The organism is Anaerosporobacter mobilis DSM 15930 (genome assembly GCF_900142955.1).
Lineage (GTDB): Bacteria > Bacillota > Clostridia > Lachnospirales > Lachnospiraceae > Anaerosporobacter > Anaerosporobacter mobilis.
The window spans coordinates 170,894-196,499 of the sequence record NZ_FRCP01000011.1 but is presented as its reverse complement, the minus strand read 5'-3'; the positions used below and the strand labels follow the sequence as shown (position 1 = coordinate 196,499).

21 protein-coding genes are annotated in these 25,606 nt (G+C 34.6%); 4 read left to right on the top strand and 17 right to left on the bottom strand.

Features of this window, described 5'->3' with window-relative positions:
* Positions 1-86: 86 nt before the first annotated feature.
* From BUB90_RS11420 to BUB90_RS23510, 7 genes are all read right to left on the bottom strand, one after another.
* Positions 87-461, bottom strand: coding sequence for a YolD-like family protein (locus BUB90_RS11420; RefSeq protein ID WP_330393783.1), 375 nt, complete (start codon positions 459-461; stop codon positions 87-89).
* Positions 451-1,719: a Y-family DNA polymerase gene (locus tag BUB90_RS11415; RefSeq protein WP_073287777.1), complete on the bottom strand. Its 1,269-nt coding sequence runs from the start codon at positions 1,717-1,719 to the stop codon at positions 451-453. Before BUB90_RS11415 ends, BUB90_RS11420 begins: the two co-directional genes overlap by 11 nt.
* A 430-nt stretch (positions 1,720-2,149) precedes the next feature.
* Positions 2,150-2,401 (bottom strand): flavodoxin, encoded by a 252-nt coding sequence (locus BUB90_RS24285; protein ID WP_084139213.1) that lies wholly within the window; start codon positions 2,399-2,401, stop codon positions 2,150-2,152.
* Positions 2,402-2,420: 19 nt separating this feature from the next.
* Positions 2,421-3,299, bottom strand: a complete 879-nt coding sequence (locus tag BUB90_RS11405) for a LysR family transcriptional regulator (RefSeq protein ID WP_073287774.1) — start codon at positions 3,297-3,299, stop codon at positions 2,421-2,423.
* Between the two features lie 325 nt (positions 3,300-3,624).
* Positions 3,625-4,737 (bottom strand): 5-methyltetrahydropteroyltriglutamate--homocysteine S-methyltransferase, encoded by a 1,113-nt coding sequence (locus BUB90_RS11400; RefSeq protein WP_073287772.1) that lies wholly within the window; start codon positions 4,735-4,737, stop codon positions 3,625-3,627.
* 293 nt (positions 4,738-5,030) lie between these two features.
* Positions 5,031-5,828 carry a 7alpha-hydroxysteroid dehydrogenase gene (hdhA, locus tag BUB90_RS11395; RefSeq protein WP_073287769.1) on the bottom strand — a complete coding sequence of 266 codons (798 nt, stop codon included), beginning with the start codon at positions 5,826-5,828 and terminating at the stop codon, positions 5,031-5,033.
* A gap of 117 nt (positions 5,829-5,945) precedes the next feature.
* The gene (locus BUB90_RS23510; protein ID WP_170865481.1) at positions 5,946-6,110 is read right to left on the bottom strand and encodes a hypothetical protein; all 165 of its coding nucleotides are present in this window, start codon (positions 6,108-6,110) and stop codon (positions 5,946-5,948) included.
* A gap of 168 nt (positions 6,111-6,278) precedes the next feature.
* Here BUB90_RS23510 and BUB90_RS11390 point away from each other — a divergent pair, with 168 nt between their 5' ends.
* The 4 genes from BUB90_RS11390 (at position 6,279) to BUB90_RS11375 (ending at position 13,295) form a co-directional block, all read left to right on the top strand.
* Positions 6,279-8,870 carry a glycosyl hydrolase gene (locus BUB90_RS11390; RefSeq protein WP_073287767.1) on the top strand — a complete coding sequence of 864 codons (2,592 nt, stop codon included), beginning with the start codon at positions 6,279-6,281 and terminating at the stop codon, positions 8,868-8,870.
* Positions 8,871-9,192: 322 nt separating this feature from the next.
* Positions 9,193-10,920, top strand: a complete 1,728-nt coding sequence (locus BUB90_RS11385; protein ID WP_073287764.1) for an ABC transporter ATP-binding protein — start codon at positions 9,193-9,195, stop codon at positions 10,918-10,920.
* Positions 10,917-12,809: an ABC transporter ATP-binding protein gene (locus tag BUB90_RS11380; RefSeq protein ID WP_073287762.1), complete on the top strand. Its 1,893-nt coding sequence runs from the start codon at positions 10,917-10,919 to the stop codon at positions 12,807-12,809. The genes BUB90_RS11385 and BUB90_RS11380 overlap by 4 nt, the downstream gene beginning before the upstream one ends.
* A gap of 42 nt (positions 12,810-12,851) precedes the next feature.
* Positions 12,852-13,295 carry a MarR family winged helix-turn-helix transcriptional regulator gene (locus BUB90_RS11375; RefSeq protein ID WP_073287759.1) on the top strand — a complete coding sequence of 148 codons (444 nt, stop codon included), beginning with the start codon at positions 12,852-12,854 and terminating at the stop codon, positions 13,293-13,295.
* Positions 13,296-13,395: 100 nt separating this feature from the next.
* Here BUB90_RS11375 and BUB90_RS11370 read toward each other — a convergent pair whose 3' ends face one another.
* The 10 genes from BUB90_RS11370 to BUB90_RS23965 all read right to left on the bottom strand — a co-directional run bounded on the left by BUB90_RS11370 (position 13,396) and on the right by BUB90_RS23965 (position 25,506).
* Positions 13,396-14,265 carry an SDR family oxidoreductase gene (locus tag BUB90_RS11370; RefSeq protein WP_084139212.1) on the bottom strand — a complete coding sequence of 290 codons (870 nt, stop codon included), beginning with the start codon at positions 14,263-14,265 and terminating at the stop codon, positions 13,396-13,398.
* 199 nt (positions 14,266-14,464) lie between these two features.
* Positions 14,465-15,211 (bottom strand): cadherin-like beta sandwich domain-containing protein, encoded by a 747-nt coding sequence (locus BUB90_RS11365; RefSeq protein WP_073287757.1) that lies wholly within the window; start codon positions 15,209-15,211, stop codon positions 14,465-14,467.
* Positions 15,212-15,235: 24 nt separating this feature from the next.
* Positions 15,236-17,335, bottom strand: coding sequence for an SH3 domain-containing protein (locus BUB90_RS11360; RefSeq protein ID WP_073287755.1), 2,100 nt, complete (start codon positions 17,333-17,335; stop codon positions 15,236-15,238).
* A 443-nt stretch (positions 17,336-17,778) separates the two neighbouring features.
* Positions 17,779-18,756 carry a radical SAM protein gene (locus BUB90_RS11355; protein WP_073287753.1) on the bottom strand — a complete coding sequence of 326 codons (978 nt, stop codon included), beginning with the start codon at positions 18,754-18,756 and terminating at the stop codon, positions 17,779-17,781.
* 43 nt (positions 18,757-18,799) lie between these two features.
* Positions 18,800-19,837 carry an AAA family ATPase gene (locus tag BUB90_RS11350; protein ID WP_073287751.1) on the bottom strand — a complete coding sequence of 346 codons (1,038 nt, stop codon included), beginning with the start codon at positions 19,835-19,837 and terminating at the stop codon, positions 18,800-18,802.
* A complete protein-coding gene (gene pnuC, locus BUB90_RS11345; protein ID WP_073287749.1) occupies positions 19,834-20,535 on the bottom strand; it encodes a nicotinamide riboside transporter PnuC in 702 nt (233 codons plus the stop codon). The genes BUB90_RS11350 and pnuC overlap by 4 nt, the downstream gene beginning before the upstream one ends.
* A gap of 65 nt (positions 20,536-20,600) precedes the next feature.
* Positions 20,601-21,314: an NUDIX domain-containing protein gene (locus BUB90_RS11340; RefSeq protein WP_073287747.1), complete on the bottom strand. Its 714-nt coding sequence runs from the start codon at positions 21,312-21,314 to the stop codon at positions 20,601-20,603.
* A 265-nt stretch (positions 21,315-21,579) separates the two neighbouring features.
* Positions 21,580-22,476 carry a DMT family transporter gene (locus BUB90_RS11335; protein WP_073287745.1) on the bottom strand — a complete coding sequence of 299 codons (897 nt, stop codon included), beginning with the start codon at positions 22,474-22,476 and terminating at the stop codon, positions 21,580-21,582.
* Positions 22,477-22,520: 44 nt separating this feature from the next.
* Positions 22,521-24,461, bottom strand: coding sequence for a non-ribosomal peptide synthetase (locus BUB90_RS11330; RefSeq protein ID WP_073287743.1), 1,941 nt, complete (start codon positions 24,459-24,461; stop codon positions 22,521-22,523).
* Entirely contained in the window at positions 24,346-25,506 is a 1,161-nt protein-coding gene (locus tag BUB90_RS23965) for an AMP-binding protein (protein WP_073287741.1), read from the bottom strand. Before BUB90_RS23965 ends, BUB90_RS11330 begins: the two co-directional genes overlap by 116 nt.
* Positions 25,507-25,606 lie beyond the last annotated feature (100 nt).

Sequence of the window (25,606 nt, the reverse complement as noted above, 5' to 3'; positions counted from 1 at the left end):
TCCACTAGCTTGATCATAATTCTCATATAGAATAGAATTCTCACTAGTCTTTTGCAATTCTAAAGAATATGAATGTGAAGCTATGATTATACTATTTTATTAATTCCTGATATTGAAACAGGTACTGATAAATCATGTCTACGAATATCAGTAATATCATATATATCTTCAAAAGAAATTTTAGTATTTACAATTTTCAATACTCTGGCAGTCTCATCAAATCTGGATACCATACCACTTAATTGAAGATATTCATCTTTGCAGAAATATACGACCGTAACAATATCGTTCTTTAGCACTTGACGAAGTTTCAGATCTAACTCCTCTTGATATTCTGGAGAAAGTTCTATCTTCGGTACAACAACTTTCTCTTTTTTCCTTAAAGCATCTGGATATCCCTTTAAGGCAGCGAAAGGCATAAACTGTTTTGCACGCTCTTCACGACTCATCTTATGTTCCACTTTTATGCCCTCCAATCTGGCCGTTTCTCTCCCTTGTTGTTGCCCCTTCTTGTAGGTTCATTCCCTTTAAGATAGCGTTCTTTCCGAACTTTTGCTTGATATCTAACATTGCCTTTTGCATCTTATGTTCTCTTTCAAGTTCTGTAGGGTCCGTAAACAAATCATACTGCTGATACATCTCATCCACCACATTGTTAAATGTCAGATTTACTTTATGAATGGGTGTATATCGGTGTACAATCTGCTCATACAGTTTCAAAGTATATTCTATAATCTTCTTTGCAGAACTGGTTGTGACTGTCATGGAGATAGTTCCATGAGCCGACTTTCGCTCTATCCGATTAGTGTATCCAACATGTAAAGTAATCGAATCGGTTACAAGTCCCTTATCCACTAACTCCAGACTAAGAAGATCCGCCATTTCTTTTACAACTAGCTTTCCTTCCTCATAAGAATAATCACAGCCAAGCACTTGTCCGCTAGATATAGAGTTACTCTTCGGTTTATATGTCTTGATATCCGCTATCGTAGTGATTTCCCTTCCCCAGGCATGGTCAATCAACAATTCTGCATCAATACCGAACATCTTATATAATAACGATTCATCCGCAGCTGCAACTTGCTCCATAGTGTAGATTCCTATTCGTTCCAGCTGATTAGAGATACCAGCCCCTATCCGCCAGAAATCCTTGAGTGGTTTATGATTCCATAATGTTTTCCGATAGGTTTCTTCATCCAAGATGCCGATATGGTCCTCCACATGCTTCGCTGTAATATCCAGTGCAATCTTCGCCAGATACAGATTCGTACCGATTCCAGCAGTCGCTGTAATTCCAGTTGTATCCAAAACATCCTGCATAATCTTCATACTCAATTCTTTTGCAGACATCTGATACATAGGCAGATAATCGGTTACATCCATGAATACCTCATCAATGGAGTATACATGGATATCTTCCTTTGAGATATATTTCAGATATACCGCATAGATATCTGCTGAATATTCAATATAGAGTTGCATCCTTGGGGGTGCCATGATATATTCAATATTCTTTGGAATTTGAAATACTCTGCATCTCCCTGGAATGCCTAATGCCTTCATCGATGGTGAAACAGCAAGACAGATTGTTTTTTCTGAACGCTCTGGATCCGCAACCACAAGATTTGTTGTCATAGGATTCAATCCGCGCTCCATGCATTCCACTGAAGCATAGAAAGACTTCAGATCAATACAAACATAAGTTTTATTTTGCGCCACTGATGCCACCTCACTTTACTGATATAATCCTTTATTATACTACAAAGACACTTTATCATTCTATCCAGTAGCATATTCCTTCATTATGTTTACCAAGATTTTTCTCTACCCGCAGCAGGCAAAATAAGCCTTGAAGGAGCTATTGCAACGTAACAGCTCTATCTTTTTAAGCTTTACAATACATTCATTCTGTGTTTATTTTACCAGAACTTATGTTTGTTTTCAAGAAATTTTAAAAAGATGAACTTAAGTATAGACTTTACTACTAGTTCACTAGGTAGTTTCCAAATAATAGTTTCATTAAGTAACTTCTATCCTAATTAAAGTTAGAACTATACTTGTATTTCATTAAAGCAAAATAGTCGAAATACATTTCTGTACTTCGACATTATCAACATTAATACGTAATATTACTTAATTAATTTATTGACTACAAAAGACTACGTATCCAGTTTTCTATCTCCTTATTAGATAAAGCAAGTCTATCCCCATCAAACTTAATATTAATTGCTTTCCTAACAACCGCATTTCTACAATTATTAAGTACGTCTCTTTCCGTATGTTGTATCCAGCCACCATTCGTAATGAAGGGATACACTGTTTTATTGGTGAAATTATACTGAATTAATAACGTCTTAATGGCTGGTGCATAGGTATACCACCATACTGGTGTTCCTCGGATAACTTTTTATCGTATCTATTTAGTATACATTCTTCAAAAACTGAATAAACAATGAGGTAGCTGAATTAAATCTAGCATTTTTCTTCCATGCTAATACATGCCCCGTAATACGCTCTGGAGAAAATGGTACAAAGTGTAAACCTTTCAGCTTTCTTATGGCGAATGCTCCTTTAACACAGATTACTAATCCAATGTCCTCTTGTACTAAAAGTAACGAATTTGTCAACAGATTATGGCTTGCTATAATATGAAGTTTATCCTCATCAGATATATCTAACCATTTAGCGATTTCCTCCCGAACAATTGTCCGCCTAGGAACTATTAGCGGAATATTTAGTACATCCTCTACACTAATTGTTTCTTTTGACGCTAGTGGATTCGTATCCTTCATAATGACACCCCATTGATCATAATAGGGAAGACGGATATAGTCGTATTTTGCTGCTTCTATTGGTTCAATTAAGATTCCCATGTCGATATCTCCACGGTCTATCTTTTCTCTGATATCATCTCCATCTGCACTATATAATTCATATTTCACCATAGGATGCTCTGCACTAAACTGCTTTAACACATTAGGAAGTATCTGTGACGCAATCGTCTCAACACAGCCTATCGAAACTACACCACCAACCAAATCATCTTCATTGGCAATGTCACGTTTTGTTTTATCTAAAAGTCCTACTATTTCTTTTGCTCTTTGCTGCAACAAGATTCCGTTATCTGTTAATATAATCTGCTTTTTCCCACGTATAAACAAACTTGTTCCCATCTCTTCTTCTAAATCCATCATCTGACGACTGAGTGTTGGCTGCGTAATATGCAGTTTTTCTGCTGCTTTAGTTATGTTGCCTTCACTTGCAACTGCTAAAAAATATCTTAAAACACGAATATCCATATCTCCTCCAATTGAAGTCTTTGCCATTGCTTCATTTAAATTACAAATTTAAGTAATACTTATTATCACATATATTTTGTCATCCTACAACCTACACCATATTATATATCATCAGAGCAGAACTATTTTGATTATTATGTAAACCAAAGAGTTAAAAATACAATTGAGGGGAAAGAAATAGTGAGAATTTGAATAGTAAGTTGAATGCTCCTGATTAGAAGAATACTAAAAACAGACATGATATAAAAATTCTGATTTCAGATTCTTTATACTATGTCTGTCTTTTTGCCGTATCTAAACATTGAGCAAGATAGAATATATGATCTTATCTCCAAACTTCCTCAGCTATTTCTTTTACTAATCTTAACTTCTTCCACTGATCTTCTTCGGTAAGCTTATTGCCTTCTTCTGTTGATGCAAATCCACACTGAGGGCTTAAGCATAAGCGATCTAATGGAATATACTTTTTTGCTTCTTCAATTCGCTTGCTTATCAATTCCTTGTTTTCAAGTACCTGTGATTTTGTAGTAATAAGTCCTAACACAACTTGCTTATCTTCACTTACGTATTGAAGCGATTCAAAACCACCAGAACGTTCATCATCAAACTCTAGATAGAATGCATCTACCTTTTCATTCGCAAAAAGTTCTTCTGCTACGCTGTCATAACTTCCCTCACAGGCCCATGTAGAATGGAAATTACCTCTACAGATATGTGTATTAATTACTAAGTCCTCAGGCTTTCCTTCTATAGCAAGATTATTGATTCGAACTAGCTTATCAACAACCCTTCTTAGACCTTTTTCATCGGTACCTAGTATAAAACAAGCATTGGGATCAACACACACTCCCCATGTACAATCATCAAATTGAATATTTCTGCAACCTGCCGCATATAAATCCTGAATTACTTTTTTGTATCCATTTGCAATATCCTTAATCAACTCTTCCTCATCTGGGTAAATTGCTTTGGTGCTTTCCATATTCCCCGGTGTAATCATTTGAAAAAGGAACTGTGCTGGTGCAGGTATTGTCTGCCGTGCAACTGTATTCTCATCTTCAAATTGTTTCACAAAGGAAAAATGGTCTACAAATGGATGATGGTCTACCGTTACCTTACCGGTTAAGTATGTATCATCTATTAAGGCCGGCTCTCCATGAAAAGGAATTCCTTCTTTTGTCTTTTGGTGTCCAACACCATTAAATGCCCACATAAAGTCAAGGTGCCAAGAACTTCTCCTAAACTCGCCATCTGTGATTGCTTGAAGTCCCACTTCTTTTTGCTTCTTAATTAAATCGGTAATGGCTGTATCCTCAATGTTTTTTAATTCTTCACTTGTAATCTTCTTATCTGCAAACTCTGCTCTTGCTTTCTTTAGGAATTCTGGTCTTAAAAAACTTCCTACTATATCAAATCTAAAAGGCGCATTCTTATTCATAAGCATTCTCTCCTATCTATTAACTATTTTACTAACTATGTCTAGCAACTTTCTTGTACCTAACTGTTAAATGTACAATTAATTTGTATCCCTTTATTTACTTCCTGTTGCAATCAGTATATAGCATTTTAATTAGCTTGAAAAATACAAAAAAATGTGTGTTTGCTATAGTTTAGAACTATACCCACCACACATTTTATAATTTATTAATGCACTAGAAAATATAGGTTGAAGAATTCAAAAAGTACCGATGCTGTTACTCCATCGGTACTTTTTTGAATCTTGCTTTTTTTCTAACGTTTCATTGATAAATTGATCATATCCCCATACACAGGAGTAGGCATACCAAAACCACCTGAAACATCCACAATTTGTCCTGTGGTATAAGCAGAATCATCGCTAGCGAAATAAGCCACTGTTCCAGCAATTTCTTCTGGTGTTCCCATACGTTTAATTGGCGTATGTTTTAAGAAAAATTCTTTAAATCCTTCTGTTAAGTTTTCATTAACGGCATCCGTTGCTGTCATACCTGGAAGAACAGCATTGCATCTTATATTATCTCTTGCGCATTGCGTTGCAATTAATTTCGTTAAATAATTAATTGAAGCTTTACTTGTTCCATAAGCAATTTGAGATACATCTGGACGAAGCCCACCAATCGAAGAAATATTGATGATACTGCCTCCACCATTGGCAGCCATATGTGGAACTACTGCTTGTGTTGTTAAGAATACACTAGCTAAGTTCAAATCTATAGTACGAATGAATTCTTCATAATCTGTTGACTTAATATCTAAATCAACTTTTGGATTGGAAGTTCCAAAATTATTAACTAAAACGTCTATTCGTCCTTCTGCTTTCACAACTTCTTCGACCATAGTTTTATAGCTTTCTTTAACTGTGGCATCGTTGTAAACTACTTTAACCTTAGCACCATTGCTATTAAGCTCTTTAGCAATTTCTTTGGCACGCTCCACATTTCTTGCTCCCATATAAACGATTGCCCCTTCGTTCGCACATCTTTTAACACAAGCAAGACCAATTCCTCTTGTGGAGGCAGTTATTAATACAACTTTATTTTCTAATCTCATATAAATTCCTCCTTTATACATATTAAACAAAACAACATATTTCATTGAAACATAATATAACTGTTTCTACCAAAAGTCAAACATAATAAATACGTATTATATCCATATATCCTCCAATTAAGTTATCTTACAATTTGACTTTACTACTGTATACCGGCTACTGTTTTCTTCAATATTTTGAATTCTCTCGAAAGCATCCATGATTAGAGAAAAATCACCAATTTCACACTTCATTACCTCTCCAATTGAGACAATACAAGTACCATAAATCATTTTTTTCATCTTGATTCCATATTATCTACATTATACGATAATTAAATTTACATAATTTGGTTATTATGCTAAGTTAGTTGTATAGAATGATTGTTTGTTCTGTGTATTGTTTCTATTGTTGTACCTTTTAAACTAGGCAATTGCCTGACATTTTTAACAACTGAAAGGAGAATGTAAATGAAGAAAATCATTAAAAAAGCAAGTATTATTATCTTTACCTGTATACTATTGATTAATTCAATGGTAGCACCAGTTAAGGCAAGTTCTAATATTGGTGCAAGCTCTGCGCTTATTGTTATTGAAAGTGAAGACACACAGCTATCATCGGATCTTCAAGTAGCCACCGAAATATATGGACAACCAAAACCTGGTTATTCAGGTATCGGATTTGTGTGGATGCAAAATTCCGGAACATTAACCTTTGATGTCACTGTTCCAGAAACAGGAATGTATACCATATCTACAAGGTACATGCAAGAACTAAGCGCTGATGGAAGACTTCAATATTTATACATTAATGGTAAAAGCACAGGCTCCTATATGTTACCTTATACGAAAGAATGGTCAGATTTTAGTTTTGGAATGCACAAATTACAAAAAGGTAATAATACCATACAAATTAAAGCAGGTTGGGGATTTGCTTATTTTGACACCTTCACTGTAGATTACGCTAAGTTTCACGACCTAAATGTATCACCAATACTTACTGATAGGCAGGCAACTGAGGAAACACAGATCTTAATGAACTATTTAACGGAAGTTTATGGTAACAATATCATATCCGGACAGCAAGAAATCTATGGTGGTGGCAATGACGGCAATGCAGAACTGGAGTTTGACTGGATCTATAATTTAACTGGAAAATATCCAGCAATCCGTGGTTTTGATTTTATGAATTATAATCCACTCTATGGTTGGGAAGATGGAACAACCGATCGTATTATCAATTGGGTTAATAACAGAGATGGTATTGCCACAGGTTGTTGGCACATTAATGTTCCCAAAGATTTTACTTCCTACAAACTTGGAGATTTCGTAGATTGGAAGTCTGCTACTTATAAACCGTCAGACACTAATTTCAAAACTGCCAATGCAGTTGTTCCTGGAACAAAAGAATATCAATATGTTAAATTGGCTACTGCGGATTTAGCTGAACAATTGCTCATATTACAAGAACATAATGTTCCAATCATTTTCAGACCATACCATGAAGCAGAAGGTAATGGTGGTTTAAATGGAGAAGGCGCATGGTTTTGGTGGGCATCTGCAGGAGCAGAAGTTTATAAACAATTGTGGGAAATGCTATATACAGATTTAACAGAAACTTATGGTCTTCACAATTTAATATGGACATATAACAGTTATGTTTATAGCACCTCGCCAGCATGGTATCCTGGTGATGCTTTGGTAGATATTGTCGGGTATGATAAGTACAATACTATATACAATCGCTATGATGGCTTATCAGGAGTACCTAACGAAGATGCTATCACCTCTATCTTCTATCAACTCGTTGATTTAACAGATGGTACGAAAATGGTTGCAATGACAGAAAACGATACAATACCAAGTGTAAAGAATTTGACAGAAGAAAAATCTGCATGGCTATATTTCTGTCCTTGGTATGGAGAACATCTAATGAGCTCAGCATTTAATTATCAAGAAACATTAATTGAGCTTTATCAAAGTGATTACGTAATTACACTAGATGAACTTCCAGATCTTAAGGGTAATAATCAAACACCAAACGCTTCTATCTCACCTACTTTTGCTGAATTTGATAAATATATACAATTACCAGCTAATGTGGAAGTTACTATTGATTACAATAGCAATACTTTAAATGCAATCAAATTAGGAAACACTGTATTAAAGGAAAACCAAGACTATACCTTGAATGGTGCTAAACTAATGATTTCAAGTACTTTCCTCTCCACATTGTCAACAGGTGAGTATAGCATTATCCTTGATTTTGACAAAGGTAAAGATCTTATTTTTAAGATTACGATTAAAGACACCACACCAATTGCTTCGATTACCCCATCTACTGCATTGTTTGATAAATCCACGGATAAACAAGAAGATATCGAAATATATCTTACCCTTAATGGTCATCAATTTTTGAATATCTTGGATAAGAATACTACACTTGTACTAGGAACAAACTATACTATATCAAATAATACAATCACCCTATTAAGCTCTTACCTCTGTACTCTAGCTATTGGCGATACTAGTTTAACCTTTCAATTCAGTGGTGGAAATGATTCTGTATTAACTGTGAATGTAATCAATACAGATATTCCTGTATCAACTGGAGACCTAGTTATTCAATCTTTTAACGGCAATATAAGTACCTCAACCAATGGATTATCACCTAAATTCAAACTAATTAACAATGGAGAGTCAGATATTAACTTAAGCGAAGTTACTTTACGCTATTACTACACAATTGATGGTGATCTCTCACAATCCTTCTGGTGTGATTGGGCTAGTATAGGAAGTTCTAATGTTAAGTATCAATTTGTAAAGCTTGACAATCCTGTTACAGGCGCTGATTATTATCTGGAGTTAACATTTTCAACTTCTGCAGGAACTTTAAAACCTGGCCAAAGCGCTGAGATTCAGGCAAGATTCTCAAAATCAAATTGGAGCAATTATACTCAAACGAATGATTACTCTTTTAATGCAACTAGTAATCAATATGTTAATACCGAAAAAGTTACAGGATATATTAATACTACACTTGTTTGGGGAGTTGAACCCTAAATAGGTAAAATGATTATATAAGAGGCTCACTTATTGGAGCCTCTTTTTTGTTTTTCTAATAATCCTTCTTAATTGAGCAAACTTCATATATCAAAACATTATAATCCTACCCTTGACTTTTTATTTCATGAGACTATAATTAGTTTCACACGCAACTGTTACATATGTAACTATTATATTTATTTGTGAAACTCTATGTAACGACAACATTCAAATCTAGTGTTTTATATCTGCTGTTACAATATCCTTAAAACACAGATATGTTGTCAATATGGGGTTTGTCAATTGATTCAATTATTACAAAAGGATAAGGAGCATTAAAATGAAAAACTTTTTGTCTTATACCAAAAAATATAAAAAAGAATTTATTCTGGCAATTATCTGCATTGAAACTGAGACAATTTTCGAATTGATTATACCAATGATTATGTCAAACATCATTGATATTGGAGTAGCAAATAACGATAGAAGCTATATTCTTCTAAAGGGCTTTCAAATGGTCCTCTGCGCTGTCATATCCTTGTTGCTTGGCCATGCCTGTGCCAAATACACCGCTGCCTGTGGAAATGGAATTGGTGCAGAGATTCGTATGGCGGAATTTCAGAAGATGCAAACTTACTCATTCGAAAATACGGATCGTTTCAGTACTCCATCTTTGGTAACAAGGCTCACTAGTGATGTTACCACAATTCAGAACTCAGTCACCAACGGTATGCGTCCCGCTTTTCGTTCCCCTGTCATGATGATTACGGCTATTGTTGTTTCCTTTATGATCAATGCAAAACTGGCAACCGTTTTCCTAATTGCTGCCCCAATACTAGCTATCATTTTATTCTTCATTATAAAAAACGTCCAACCATTGTATTCGAGAATGCAATCCGCCATTGATTTAGTAAATCGTATTGTTCAGGAAAACCTAACCGCAATCCGTGTAGTAAAAGCCTATGTTCGTAGTGATTATGAGACTAGTAAATTTGAAGAAGTAAACTCAAATCTTCAAACTTCCTCTGAAAAGGCATTCAGTCTGTCTGCTCTTAATATGCCCGCCTTTCAATTTGTTATGTATGGCACAATCTTAAGTATCTTATGGTTTGGCGGTGATCTTGTTATGATTGGTAACATGAAAGTTGGTGCCTTAACTAGTTTTCTAAGTTATGTGCTACAAGTACTGAACTCACTTATGATGTTCTCAAGTGTTTTCCTTTTGTTCACGAGGTCTCTTACATCTTGGAAAAGAATATCAGAGGTTCTAGACGAAGACCCTACCATTAATGATGACCGTGCAAAAGATATTAAGGTCACAAAGGGAAGTATCCGTTTTGAACATGTTTATTTCAAATACAAAGAAACAGCTAAAGAGTATGTACTTTCTGATATCTCCTTTGATATCAAACCGGGTCAAACCATTGGTATTATTGGTCAGACAGGTGCTGCCAAAAGTACTTTGGTACAACTTATCCCAAGGCTTTATGATGTAACCGCAGGAGATATCTACATAGATGATCATCCTATATATGAATATACACAGAAACATCTAAGAGATTCCATTGCGGTGGTTCTTCAAAAAAACACCCTCTTTTCCGGCACAGTAAAAGAAAATCTCTACTGGGGAAAAGAAGATGCAACCGACGAAGAAATCAAGAGAGCCTGCAACATTGCCTGCGTGAATGAATTCATTGACAGACTGGATAACGGTTATGATACGGACCTTGGACAAGGTGGTGTCAATGTTTCAGGAGGTCAAAAACAGCGTCTGTGCATCGCAAGAGCCATATTAAAAGCACCAAAGGTACTTATATTAGACGATTCAACAAGTGCTGTTGATACGGCTACGGAAGCAAAGATACGAGAAGGTTTAGAAAAAGCACTTCCAGGTATGACAAAGATTATTATTGCACAAAGGATTTCATCTATCATGCATGCCGACCAGATTATTATCCTAGATGATGGAAAAATCAATGCCATAGGAACTCACGATAAGCTGCTGACTGATAACGAAATATATCAGGATATTTATTATTCACAGCAAAAAGGAGGGAATTTGTCATGATGAAAAATACCAAAAACGTAAAACCTAAAGATGCCAAAAAAACGTTACTACACCTTCTAAACTATTTGGGGCATCATAAAATTTCGCTGCTACTGATTGCGGCTTTAGTATGTATTAGTGCATTATCAGGAATCCTCGGTACTTATCTATTAAAACCGGTGATAAATAGATATATATTACCTGGAGATATTCCTGGACTAATCAAGATGATCTTTTATATGGGACTCATGTATCTTGCGGGCGCTTTATCTTGCCTTTTTTATAATAGAATTATGGTTCATATTTCCCAACAAGTAGTTAGTGAAATCCGTATGGATTTATTCAAGCACACACAAAAGCTACCTCTAAATTATTTTGATACCCATACCCATGGAGATTTGATGAGCCACTTTACAAATGATGTGGATACGATTTCAGAAGCACTTAACAATAGTTTTACTTTATTAATCCAAAGTTTCATTACCGCCGTTGGTACCGTTATCATGTTAGTCGTACTTGATTGGCAACTCTCCTTAATTGTTATATTCTTCCTTGCAATTATGTTATTATATATACGACGCAATGGTAAATTGAGTAAGAAGTATTTTAAAGAGCAACAAAAGAATCTCGGTAATATTAACGGCTTTGTGGAAGAAATGGTCGCTGGCCAGAAAGTAGAGAAAGTCTTTAATCATGAAAAGCAGGATTTTGAAAGATTTTGTGAATTGAATGAAAACTTGCGGATTTCTTCTACCAAGGCCACAACGTATACTGGCAAGACTGTACCAACAATTGTTTCTCTTTCTTATATTAATTATGCTTTCTCTGCGTGCATTGGTGGACTATTTGCAATATCTGGGTTGACCGATCTTGGTACCTTGGCATCTTATCTAATCTATGTACGACAAAGTGCCATGCCAATGAACCAATTCACGATGCAGATTAACTTTTTAATGATTGCCCTTGCCAGCGCAGAGAAGATATTCGATATGATGGCCGAGAAACCTGAAGTTGATGAAGGAACCGTTACACTAATCAAAGTCTTACAGCATGGGGATGGTTCCTTAACAGAAAGCGATACGTATACTGGATATTTTGCTTGGAAAGTTCCTGATATAGATGCTCCTCCTACCTGTTCCACAGATACTAAATCAACCGGCTATCATCTGACTCCACTCAAAGGAGATGTACGTTTTCACGATGTAGCCTTTGGTTACTCAAAAGAGCATATGATATTAAGCGGTATTAACCTGTTTGCAAAGCCTGGTCAAAAAATAGCTTTTGTAGGTTCTACTGGTGCAGGTAAAACAACCATTATTAATTTAATCAACAGATTCTACGAAATAAATGAGGGAACCATCACCTATGATGGCATTGATATCAAGGATATTAAAAAGGCCGATTTAAGACGTTCCATCTCCTTAATTATTCAGGACACACATTTATTTACTGGTAGTATTGCAGATAATATCCGCTACGGTAGACTAGGTGCTTCTGACGAGGATGTTAAAGCTGCTGCAAAAATTGCAAATGCTGATTCCTTTATCAAACGTCTCCCTAATGGATACGATACGCTACTAGAGAGTGATGGAGGTAATTTATCACAAGGACAACGACAGCTAATTGCCATTGCAAGGGCTGCTATATCGGAGCCTCCAGTGCTTGTCATGGATGAGGCAACTAGTTCCATTGACACACGTACGGAAAAACTTATTGAAAAAGGAATGGATGCCCTTATGCAAGACCGAACTGTTTTTGTTATTGCTCACAGGTTATCCACTATCAGAAATTCCAAAGCGATTATGGTCCTTGAAAAAGGCGAAATCATTGAACGAGGCAGTCACGAAGAATTACTCGAAGAAAAAGGAAGGTATTATCAGTTACACACCGGTCAATTTGAACTGGAATAGTACTACGCAAACCATCATGAATAGAAAGCAAATGAGGCGGATATGATGAAACAAACTGTTAGAGAACTATTGCTACGTGAAGAACGGGCCAGAAAACAAATACTCTCACCATTCTTATCAAGTCTTGGATTAACCCCTGGTCAGGGACAGGCAGGAATATTATTTCACTTATTACAAAAGGATCATATTACACAAAGAGAGCTAGCAGATATATGCAAACTAAATGCTGCCACCATGTCAAGAAATCTAGACAAGCTGGAAAGTATGGGATTCTTAAACCGTGAAACAAATCCCGACTGTAGGAGATCCTTTCTAATCTGCCTAACAGAAAAAGGGAGAGCGGAAGCAAGTAAAATTGATACAGTTTTTAACCAGTTTGATACGATAATCTGTAGTGACATTTCAGAAGATGATATGGAAACATTCTGTCGTATCTTACTTAAGATATGCGGTAATTTGGAAGCGCATAAGAATGAACAGTATTAATCACCTATACATTCCTACGAAACATGGCAACATAACGAAAGACCTTACTACTGATATAGCTCCTATCAGTAGTAAGGTCTTTCATTACATTCACTATTCTCTATCCATTTACAATAGTACCACCGTTAATGTGTATTGTTTGTCCAGTCATATAGGTAGAACCATCGGAAGCTAAGAATACATATGCCTCTGCAAGTTCAACTGGCTGACCAGGTCTTTTCAGTGGTGTGTTATTGCCAAAATTCTCCACCTTTGATTTCTCAAAAGTAGAAGGTATTAAAGGTGTCCATATTGGACCAGGTGCAACCTGATTTACTCGAATCTTCTTACCAGCTAGATTAGCAGATAACGATCTAGTAAATGCCGTAATCGCTCCCTTTGTAGCAGAATAATCAAGAAGATCTGCATGACCAGCGAATGCAGTTACTGAACTGGTATTAATGATTGTACTGTCTTCCATAAGATGAGGGAGCGCTGCTCTTGTAAGATAAAACATGGAGAATATATTCGTCTGGAACGTTTTTTGCAATTGTTGATCTGTAATATCTTCTAGATTCTTTTGAATATGTTGCTCTGCTGCATTATTAACTAAGATGTCCAAGGCTCCAAATTCCTTAACGGTTTGTTCTATTACCTGATTACAGAACGTACTATCACCGATATCGCCTTTAATAAGCAGAGCTTTTCCATTATATGACTCAATCGCTTTTTTAGTCGTGTTCGCATCATCATCCGCGACGTTATATACAATAACAACATTGCATCCTTCTTTTGCATATGCAACAGATACAGCTCTTCCAATTCCACTATCTCCACCAGTAATAATCGCCGTTTTACCCTTTAATCTTCCATAGCCTTTACAATCTATATTGTCATAAATGGGTTCAGGATTCATTTCACTTTCTTTTCCTGGAATTTGCTCTGTTTGTCCTTTAATATCATCAGCGGTATACATATCTTTATCTTTCATCAATTCGAATCTCCTTTGTTTTTGTTGCAAAACTCCTAAACATTTTCATAGCTTCTCTATGGTCTTTTAATCTTATTTTGATTAGTATTACCGCTAGAACATAAATAATTCTAATTTTTTTAGTTTATATTTGAAATAGCGAACTGCAAGAATGAGCCATGATAGAAATCCGATTTCTATCATAGCTCATTCCGTTAATCTACTCTACAATCTCATCTTTTGTAAAAGCTCGATATACATTCAATTTGTAATCATTCCTATCACCAGAAGGTGCCGTTACTGTTATGGTAAATACATTATCTCCTTTTGTTAGATTTAACTCTTTATCTATAGTAATCACACTTTCTTCAGACTCAGGAATGGCACTTAGAATTACCTCTTCTACATCGTAGGCTACTTTCATAGAATATTCAAACATCTCTGGTTGAAATTCTTTATCAAGTGTTCCTGGCATAACAAGTAGATCTGATAGAGTTGCATTTGATATTTCTGTTTCATTCTTTGTTATATCAATACTTGCGCTTGTTTGTTTAATCTTCATGTAGGAAGAATTCTCTGCGTCTATACTATACGCATCATGTACTTTGAAATCTGCGGAACCGACTTCTAAAGCCTTCATTCTAATTACATATACTGCTTCTGTAGCACCTTTAGCAAACTGATCAGTAATGTGAAGAGTTCCAGATGCTCCTAAAACACCTTCACTTTCAGATGAGATAAACTCTAATAGTTCATCGTCATACGTTATATAAGCATCTACTACACTCATCTCATAATCACTGGATACTTTGATTTTTAAATTCAAGTCATCGCCTTTTTTTACGGTTTTATCTTCTACCTCTATGGAAAACTGAACTTCCTTTGCACTATTTCTTTGATTTCTAAGTAAGATACTTCCTATTAATATTAATGCAAGAATAACCGGAATTATTAATTTCTTTTTCATCGTATCTCTCCTCTCTGGTACTATCTATTTGGCTAATCTTGTAATCTTTACTTGATACGTCGTACTTGTTCCATTACCTGCCGTACACTTGATACTTATTGTTCTTGTTTTGCCTGATTCCAATGTATAATTACCGTTACCGGTTATACTAGCATGACTGCTAATTGCTGTAGCATCTACCGTAACAGAACTTACCGAATTCGGAACGACCATCGTATAGGAAGTAGTTTTATAGTTAAAAGTAGGTGTTATGGCTAAATTGCTGTTTCCATTATTTACTGTAATAGTTTTTAAGTAACTATTTGGATTCCCTTTACTAGCTGGTAATTCTGGGATTTTAGATGGCATATTCTTATAAACAGGTATATAAAATATCATTGCTTCCTTTAACATTCCCATAGAGTTATAGGAATTATATGTGCTTCTCGCTTCGCTAGTCGCAGCTTGAACATTCGTCATGTATTGGTGTAGATAATAAGGACTATACACTACATTAAATTTTTGAAAATAGTTTGTATTCTGTCCCTTTTTAATATAAGAAGAAGCAATATACTCTGCACCACCTAAGATTGATTTGTAAGGATTGGTCCAAGGCCTATTGTATGTGGTCCCAGTCTTTGCATAATTAAGTCCATTTGCAATGGCTCCGTCCCCAGCAGTATCATAAGCTCCTATATTATAATAATTATAGATTCCTTCATAACCGGGATAAGTTCCTGTTACTGAATCACTTCCATTTATTCCAAGCTCTTGTTTTGCTCTTGCAGCTAGGAAGTAAGGACTTGCTCCTGATTGTTTTCCTGCCTCCATAAATGCATCTGTATACGCCCCCTTTACGGTCTCTTTTGTTGCGGAATCTACTACACTATAACTTCCCTTCATAAAGGTGTTCGATAGTATACTAGAAACTACACTACTTTTTTGAGTTGAATCATAGGCTTGAGCTTCAAATTGGAATATTTTATCACTTGTTAAGAAATTACGCGGATCCATATAATGTTCGATTACCTTCGTATCCGCTGTAAACCAATTAGTTCCATCCATTAACGTATATTTATCTTTGGACCAATCATAAGCACCGGACTCCGTTGAAAGGTATGAAAATGGTACTCCATAGGTTCCTCCATTAGGAAGTTCACTTTGAATCGTATTTCTACCAACTCGAGTCTCTTCCTTTATCACCGTGTTCCAATCTAGCCCTGTGTTAACAGCAACAAATTTCCAATTTGGATATTCTTCATGGATCTTTTTTAAGGAAGATTGATAACTGGTCGGAAATTCAGATAGCATTTCTAAAAACTCTGCCTCACTCGGAAAACTTACTTTAGATGCAAGAATATACCCCGTTGTTGTAGTACCATCAACCTTATAGGTACATTTGTACCACTTACTTCCATTAACAGTTAATGTTGCTTTCACAGTTACAGACGTATTCTTTGCCAACGTACCTTTACTTGACGCCAACGTACTTGCGATTCTTCTAGCCGTTACTTTACTACTAGTAACTCCCTTTTTATTCGTAGTAGAAGGTGCAGTAGAAGTCAACTTTGTAATCTTACTAGCTTTTATATAACCAGTAGTTGCTGTACCATCAATTTTAACCTTCACTTTCGTCCATTTTGCATTGTTTACTGTAAGAGTTCCTAAAAGTATAACCTCTTGATTCTTACTTAGTGTTCCCTTTTTCGTATCATACGTATTGGCTGTTTTATAAACCGGTACACTTTTTTCATTGATCTTACCAAGGGTATACGTAGTACTAGGTACAGTGGTCGCTTCTAAGGTAATATATTTCTTATAAGCATAACCTGTAATTGTCTTTCCATTTACTTTAAAACTTACCTTATACCATTCTTTACCGCCAACTATTTTTTTATCTAATACATTTACTAAAGTCGATTTCTTAATAGTAGCCAGTTTTGTAGAAGAGATTGATGCAGTTTTTCGAATATTAAGACTTGTTGCGTTAACTTTACCAGTTCTTCTTAAGAATCTTGAAGAAGTAGTTGCAGCCTTAGTAGTTGTATAGGATTTTAACTCCCTACTTTCAGATATAATGACTGCCACCATAACCATTGTAGCGATCATTATTAGCTTAATTTCCCATTTCTTTCGTTTTCTCATTACTATTCACCTTTTGTCATTTTTAATTATCGTTTCTAAGTATTTTTAAGTATCTTATCTTATCGTAAGTATCCAATTTGTTCATCTTCTTCGCTATAGCTGTTTACTCTTGCTTCATTGTCTCTGTCGTCTCTGGAATCCCTCCCCCTAAATATGCTACTATTGCTTACACTTGCTACAAGCTATAAAAAACCATACTCTAGAAGAATGGTTTTACATAACCCCATTATACAAAATCCGGTCTAATAGTGTCAATTATTACTAAATATTGCATATTTCTATATAGAAACCTTATTGAGTCTTTTTAGTGCAAAAAAGAGTACAAAAAAGAGACTGTTGCAAAATTTATAGCTTGCATATTTTCAGACGGAATGCTTTCTGTCTGAAAATATGATATAGATATTCAAACTATATTTTGCAACAGCCTCTGCTTCCTAACATTTCTACTCAAATTTATCATATACCTGTGTACAATAGCAATCCTCACACCATTTTGAACGTTTGCATTGGCGCAATTCTCTGTAATACAGCTCTACTTGTGCTATGTCTTCAAGTGATTTGATTTGTTTCGTATCATACTTATATTCATACGATGTATAGCTGCAAGGACTTATGTAACCATTCTCATTGATAAACCAAAACCACGAACAGGGATTGCATTCTATAATCGGATTCTTTCTATTCTCTGTTGTTAGCAGTATTCTTTCTAAGTAACTTTCACTACCGTGAACTATAAATCCATATTTGCTCAGTCTTTCTCTTATGTGAGGTAATCTTTCTATCAGCTGTGCTACTTGCATTGGCTCAAGTCTATTGTCCCCATAAAATTCAGGTCTATCATATCCTCCAAGTTGATTAAAGGTAATTTCATTAACACCCAAGTTTGCTAAATATTCGCAAAACTCCTCAAACTGTCCTATATTCTTTCTCATAAGGATAGTATTCACCTTAATAACAAGATTGCTACCAGCCTCTCTCTTCTCCTGAACTAACTTAGCAATATTCTCACTTACTGTTTTAAAATGACCTACACATTGTCTGACATCATCATTACATTCTTCAAAACCATCTACGCTAATTACGATTTCTGAAAAGTAATTTATTATAGTTTTTCTAACCTCTCTTGAGGCTAATAGGATTCCATTCGTGGTAGTACTAATCTCAACTCCATATTCCATTGCCATCTTTTTTGATAGATTAAGAATTGGCTCCCATAAGAAAGGTTCTCCCCCAATGAAGCTAATTAACAATTCCTCTCCTGTCTTTTGCTTATACTTACCCAAGATATCTGATACTCTTTCAACTTCTTCTAAGTTAGCATCATTTCGTTGCCTTATAACCTCTTTACTATAGGAACAGAATTTACATGTCATATTACATGTCTGTGTAATTCTCCATACGATAACCCTCTTTTTCCCCATTAAGTCACACCTTTCCGATTATGATCAAATCTATGTTTGTCTTTTACCAAACCGTATCAATATCTAGCTGCTCTTTTATAAGTTCCTTAGATTTATTGAATCGGTCTAGATAATCACCTGTTATACAATTATATCTTAATCCAATTTCATCAAATAGTTGCTTAATCTGATTGCTGTACATTTCTCTATCTGCGGCTATTATCTCATTTCTAGTTCCATCTTGAACAAATGCAACGGTAGGCTCCAAAAATAGAATTAAATCAAATGAATTAATATGTATAATCGCATTGGCCAATGCATCACACTTTGCAATTTCTTCTGAATTGTTCAATAGAAAATGTGAATAGAATTTCGTTGTAATGGCATCCGTATCAATAAATAGAATTCGATTGCTATCCTTAATTGCCTCCATCTCTTTCATCTTATGGCGAAGAAGTATCTCAAGAAAATCCTCCATAATCATCAAGTCTTCACAACCTGCTACTTCTGTTACATCTCTTCCTACCTCCGACACGAAATTGGTATTGTAAGCTAATGCCAAATTCTGTACCAGCGTTGACTTTCCGGTACTTTCCCCACCAACAACTAATACCTTCTTCGTATAATAAGGCTTACAAACCTTCGGGATATAGTCCCAATGATTCATAGCCCACCCCCGTATGTCGGTTGAACTAATTGGCACCTCTTGTCTATCAAAATAAATTACTTTACTATCCGGACAATATAGACTCTCAAAACGATTGGTTCCTAGATAATCACTACCACAAAACACAGCATCAATCGGTTTACCAATTTCAGCTTTTATATCAGCTGCACCTTTTTCCCAGTAGTAATCCGTATTATAAGTTTCCTTGTCTACCGCTTTATCCTCAATCATAATTAACTTTACGTTAGGCAAATGCATACAACTATTATGTATCCATCGATATCTAAGTTCTTTAGAAGTTGATTCTCTTTCTTCACACCAACTTATCATTACATACAATTCTTCACACATTGCTGCTGCACGGATAATATCATGTATATGTCCAATGTGAAGTGGATCAAAGGATCCCCCATACATTCCTACTTTGTATCTCATCCTACTTCACCACCTTTACTTTCCTTAAACCATTTAACAAACATAAAAATAGCATTTAGTAAATATACGATCCACATTAACAAAGTTGCTACATCTGTTCCCCCCTGTATGTAGTCAATTACCCACATATATACCGTAACTACATCTACAACAATCCATAATACCCATTGTTCCGATAGTCTCTTTACACTTAACACCATTGCCAAAACACTTAGACAAGTTGACATACTATCAATAAACGGAAGATTTCCTCCAAGTCGTTTTAAGACCAATCCATATCCATAGATAGCCGCTACAGAAATAACTCCCAAAATCACATCCCATTTAATCGGTAACATTATTTTCTTAACTTCCTGTGTTTCTTCATTAATGTGTTTCTTCCACATAAACCAGCCCACAAATTGCATCGGCACGTAATACAATGCATTGAGCATTACTTCGCCATAATACTTAGCGCCAAATGCAATCACAGCATATAAAATAGTATTAACAAGCCCAAATATGTAACAACTCATCTTCCCCTTACCCGTTAAGATTACACATATAACGCCTGTAACTGCGGCAGTAATTCCTCTAAGATTATCGCCCCAATATATAGATAATCCTGTAATAATAATCGTTGCAAGAATCAGCCATACTACTTCCCACTTCTTCCAACCAGTGAACTCATTCTTAGCAAACTTCTTAACCTTTTCCATATTTATTCGCCTCCCGCATCGTCTTAATTTCTATTAATCAAATTCTATGAGTCATTTATAGATTATTAATTCTCAATATTATCATTATTATTCTTCCTTACGTACAATTTACTTGGTCTGTGTGCCCCACCCGATGTAAACTCTTTGGTTTCTACTACCATATCTTTTATCTTTTTACGAAAATTCGCTTTGTACAATTCTTTACCTAACAATATTTCATTTATCTTTTGCAACTGTGGTAACGTGAATTTTTCTGGAAGAAACTCAAAAGCGAGTTGCGTGTATTCCACTTTGTTTTTGATACGCTCTCTGCCGTAAGCAATCATTTCCATATGATCAAATGCAATATTTTCTTTACTTTGAAGTAGCGTATCAACACAGTACAAATGGCTACTAATCTCACTCGAACCTGCTACCCGGTATAATTCCTCTATGGATACTAGTGCCATATACGATACCGATATTATTCTCATTCTAGGATCACGATTTACCTCGCCCCATGTATAGAGTTGCTCAAAGTAGATATCTTTAAGTCCTGTCTTTTCTCTAATTCCCCTACTAGCTGCCTCATCTAACGTCTCCTCCATTCCTACAAAGGCACCAGGTAATGATAACATGCCTCTATATGGTGAATTCTTACGTCTAATCATGACTATCTTTAATTCTTCCTCCTCAATGGTAAATACAAGCAAATCTACCGTTATAGACGGTTTGTCATAAGTACTACTATCATAATTATCCAAAAACTCCTTATCTAGCTTCGTAAACTTTTCTGGCATCCCTATCACCTTCCATTTCATGTTAGTATTATTTAGCTACTATCTACATCGATATGTTAGTATCTTTTTGCTACTTTGTCAAGAAGTATTTAACTATAATTGGTAACTATTTTATTACTATCAGAAATTAAGATATATTAACACAGTATATATTAGAAAGACCTGCATACTGATATATCTTGTATCAGTATGTAGGTCTTTCTTGAACTCACTATCCTCTATGCATTTGTCTTTAATATCTCAATACAACTATCTTCTCCTACTATTAATCACATTCACTAACTTTACTAATTTTTTTCCGTCCAAAAGTTTCAGTAAGAATCATCGCCAAAATCAATAATGCACAACCAATTCCCTTGATAGGGGAAATCATTTCGATTGTACCATCTAAATTAGGTATTATTAAAGCAAACACAGCTCCAAATACGGGTTCTAATATAAAAATAATTGCCACATGAGCTGGCGATGTATATTTTTGTACATAAGTTTGTCCTACGAATGCCAAGGCAGTTCCCGCGATTCCCGTAAATACAATGGTAATTACTACTATTTCTTTAACATCAAAGGAAAATCCAACACCGCTAATAAAACAAGTAATGAAATAAATAACGGTAGCGACATTAACTTGTAAACACCCTAATATAATTGAATCCTCAGATCTAGCAAAAATATCCGTCAATATAATTTGGGCAGAAATGCATAATGCGCATAAAAATGCTAATAAATCACCTTGATTAAATTGTAGTTGTAAGCCTCCTGATATAAAAACAAGACCGATTACTGCAATAATAATACTAATTTTTTTTATTAAATCAATTTTTTTCTTTAAAATTAAATTATAAAAAAACGGTACAATAACAATATTTAGACCTGTAATAAAAGCAACATTGGAAGCAGTGGTGTATTGTAATGCAAATACTGTAAAACTTAAGGCTCCAAATAATGAAATACCTAATATTGTCCCTTTTATCAATACAGAAGAATTAATTAATTTATATTTTTTCCAAAAAATCAATACTAATATTATACTGGCTAACATAAATCTATAAAACAAATATGTAATTTCTGAAATATATGGCAAAGAGTTTCGAATGAGTGGGAAAGACAATCCCCATATAGCCGTAATCAAGATCAATAACATATCTGCATGCTTACTTTTCATATCTATACCTTTTCCTTTCGCTATCCTAACGTTACATATTAATATTACCTCAATAGTTTATTTAATAGATCAGAAAACGCTTTCACATTTGGGTATCTTAATATTGAAAAATTATCACCTTTAATATTGTATATATTTAACGGCTTATGACAGTATTCATTCCATAATTCAATATTAGCAGCAGTTTCATCAGTTGCAGCAAAAAAATGGCATTTTGCTTTTAATTTTCTCTCTGGGACATATAACGCTCTAATATTATCAAACATTCTTAGAACATTAATATAATATATTATTTCATTAACATTTATATCTGCAGCATTATAATTAGGAATCGCTCTATCCATATCGTCATATACAAATTGCTTTAATACTTCAACAGATAAGTCTATTTCATCATAATAACCTATGAGATTGCTCCAGATATCTTGTATATCTTTTAATCCAGCATATCTATCCGTAAATGTCTTATATTCTGGCAACTCGCTAATCATCTTTTCTTCCGTACTTACAGTAAACTCATGGATTTCCCCCCAGAATTTTCGATCTGGTGCAAAACTATTAATCATTCCAAAAAAGCCGAGTTCTTTTCCTTTTTTCTCTAGTTGTAACGCTATTTCAAAAGCTATACTTCCTCCGATACACCACCCAATAACATTATATTTACCACCTTGTTGTATTGTTTCAATTTTATTAATATATTTAGATGCAATTTCTTCTAGCTTACTATTTTTAGGAGAATACTTATTCAATCGATCCGCTCTTATTCCCCACATAGTATAGTCTACGTCTAAGTTATCACATAAATCAACAAATACTTCAGCTTCTCCATTACCCGGATGAATCAAAAAAAGATTTTTCTCAGAATCTGTACCCTCTTTTAAAAGAATTAGATTTTCATCGTTTACTATAGTTTTTTCTATATTATTTTCATTTACTAACTCTGCTATCTCTTTGATTGTGTAGGTTAACATTTTGTTAAGTGGTACTTGGGTTTTGAATCTTTCAAGCATAAGAGTAGAAAAAATTGTTGCCTTCAATGAATCCCCGCCAGCATTTATAAATTCTTCGCATATACTAATTTGACTTTTTCCTAGTATCTTTTTCCATATATGTGAAATTTCTTTCTCAACTTTAGTTCGAGGTGCAACATACTTCTTCTTTTCATCATTATTATTCCACATACAAAGTGCCTTTTTATCAATTTTCCCATTAGGTGTCGTAGGCCATTTTGAAATCTTTATCAAATGACTAGGTATCATATATTGAGGTAAATAATTGATTAAATACGCCCTTAACTTATCATATAAAACAGTAGCATCAGCGCGATAATACGCACAGAGTGCTTTTCCACCATAAGTATTATCTATTACGACAACAACAGCTTCATTAATTCCCTGAAATTGATTTATGTAATGTTCTATTTCTTCTAATTCGATACGAAGCCCATTTATCTTAACCTGATCATCTTTTCTTCCTATAAACTTTACGATGCCATTTGGCATTATAATTGCCAAATCTCCAGTTTTATAAAGTCTTTTATTCAAGACCTTATTCCAAACAAATTTTTCTTCTGTCAAATCTCTTTTATTATAATAGCCGATAGATATTCCTGCCCCTGCTAAACATAATTCTCCTTGGGCGCCTAATACCTGCAATTTATCTTTCTCAGTCATAATATAGGCTTCTGTATTAGCAATTGGATATCCCAGATCATTATGGCTTAATTCACATTTACATGCTATTGCATCAACAGTAAATTCAGTAGGTCCATAATTATTATAAAGATTATATCCTTTTTGTAGAATTTTATTTTTTAAATCATTATCTAACTTATCCCCTCCACAAATTACAATATTTAAGCAATCTATTTTATCCGAATCCGCCAATAATTCCTGTAAAGTTACTGGAACAAATTGAGCTATACTTATCTCGTTTTGGCTTACCAATCGTGCCAGAAGTGTATAAAATATATGCGCAGTGATCATCGCTAACATCATTGTAAATGTACTGCTCTGAATAATTTTCAATATTGTCTAACGTTAATATTGGGAAGTTGTTCTCAACTTCGATTTCTTCTAGCATTATTACTTTCTTTATTCTAGCATCCTGCAAGATATAATTAATTCTAAGCAACGGAAGTTCCATATCTATGGGTATGTAGGTAGCTCCCCGTTTAAGAATCCCTAATATAGAAATTATCATTTCACGACATCGTGAACCAATAATCGCCACATTATCTCCACTATTAACATCATTTTCTTTTAATAAATTGGCAACTTTATTAGAAGCAATATGCAGTTGCTTATACGTCATATTTCCTTTACAATCACTTATAGCAACTCTATCCCAATATTTATGTATATCCCCATTAAGCCTCCCAATTATTGAATAATTATATTCATAATTATACTGATCTTCAGAACAACGAATCTGTTTCCAATTTAACCGATTTTCTTCTTCAGAATCCAAATCTAAGTCACATATTTTTTTGTGTTCAGAGGAATTTATTCTCTTCATTGCACTTATCCAATGTGTTCCTATTTGTTTCACAAACGTTTCGTCGTAAACTTTTACATTATACTTAGCAGAAAATACTATCTTTTTATTTTGCACATCAATATCCAATATCATATTGTACTGATCCATTGTACTTGTTTTTAGTTTTTCACCTGAAATATTGACCATTATATCAGATAAGCTATTATCTATCGGTTGTATTTTACCAGTTTCAAGATTGATTTCATCCAAAAATGTATTCTCTCCAATATCACAATACGCATATTTATCTGATTCATCAAAATACATAATCGAAAACTTTTCCCGATTTGTATATTTGAATATTATATAGGCCAACGCAGAAATAGGCTTTGTAATATACATATTTTCACACGAAATATCCCCCAACACAACTTCTCTCTTTACATCATCATTAGCAATACTATTCACTCCATAAACAAGCGAAAAATATTTTGTTACTATTGGGGTTTTCTCTTCTTCATGTAATATAAAGGTATCTTTAACACTTCTCATAAATACTCCCTTCTGCACGCATTTTAAGTCCTGTATAAAAATTGAAAATACTCCAATTGTTATGATAATGTTAATGATTGCAAATGCTATGAGATAATAA

Coding starts and splice junctions, on each gene's coding strand:
- BUB90_RS11375 (WP_073287759.1), top strand. CDS start 12,852: ATGATGAAACAAACTGTTAGAGAACTATTGCTACGTGAAGAACGGGCC.
- BUB90_RS11360 (WP_073287755.1), bottom strand. CDS start 17,335: ATGAGAAAACGAAAGAAATGGGAAATTAAGCTAATAATGATCGCTACA.
- BUB90_RS11400 (WP_073287772.1), bottom strand. CDS start 4,737: ATGAATAAGAATGCGCCTTTTAGATTTGATATAGTAGGAAGTTTTTTA.
- BUB90_RS11335 (WP_073287745.1), bottom strand. CDS start 22,476: ATGAAAAGTAAGCATGCAGATATGTTATTGATCTTGATTACGGCTATA.
- BUB90_RS11380 (WP_073287762.1), top strand. CDS start 10,917: ATGATGAAAAATACCAAAAACGTAAAACCTAAAGATGCCAAAAAAACG.
- BUB90_RS11405 (WP_073287774.1), bottom strand. CDS start 3,299: ATGGATATTCGTGTTTTAAGATATTTTTTAGCAGTTGCAAGTGAAGGC.
- BUB90_RS11390 (WP_073287767.1), top strand. CDS start 6,279: ATGAAGAAAATCATTAAAAAAGCAAGTATTATTATCTTTACCTGTATA.
- BUB90_RS23510 (WP_170865481.1), bottom strand. CDS start 6,110: ATGAAAAAAATGATTTATGGTACTTGTATTGTCTCAATTGGAGAGGTA.
- BUB90_RS11330 (WP_073287743.1), bottom strand. CDS start 24,461: ATGATCACTGCGCATATATTTTATACACTTCTGGCACGATTGGTAAGC.
- BUB90_RS11355 (WP_073287753.1), bottom strand. CDS start 18,756: ATGGGGAAAAAGAGGGTTATCGTATGGAGAATTACACAGACATGTAAT.
- BUB90_RS23965 (WP_073287741.1), bottom strand. CDS start 25,506: ATGAGAAGTGTTAAAGATACCTTTATATTACATGAAGAAGAGAAAACC.
- BUB90_RS11370 (WP_084139212.1), bottom strand. CDS start 14,265: ATGAAAGATAAAGATATGTATACCGCTGATGATATTAAAGGACAAACA.
- BUB90_RS11340 (WP_073287747.1), bottom strand. CDS start 21,314: ATGCCAGAAAAGTTTACGAAGCTAGATAAGGAGTTTTTGGATAATTAT.
- pnuC (WP_073287749.1), bottom strand. CDS start 20,535: ATGGAAAAGGTTAAGAAGTTTGCTAAGAATGAGTTCACTGGTTGGAAG.
- BUB90_RS11365 (WP_073287757.1), bottom strand. CDS start 15,211: ATGAAAAAGAAATTAATAATTCCGGTTATTCTTGCATTAATATTAATA.
- hdhA (WP_073287769.1), bottom strand. CDS start 5,828: ATGAGATTAGAAAATAAAGTTGTATTAATAACTGCCTCCACAAGAGGA.
- BUB90_RS11350 (WP_073287751.1), bottom strand. CDS start 19,837: ATGAGATACAAAGTAGGAATGTATGGGGGATCCTTTGATCCACTTCAC.
- BUB90_RS11385 (WP_073287764.1), top strand. CDS start 9,193: ATGAAAAACTTTTTGTCTTATACCAAAAAATATAAAAAAGAATTTATT.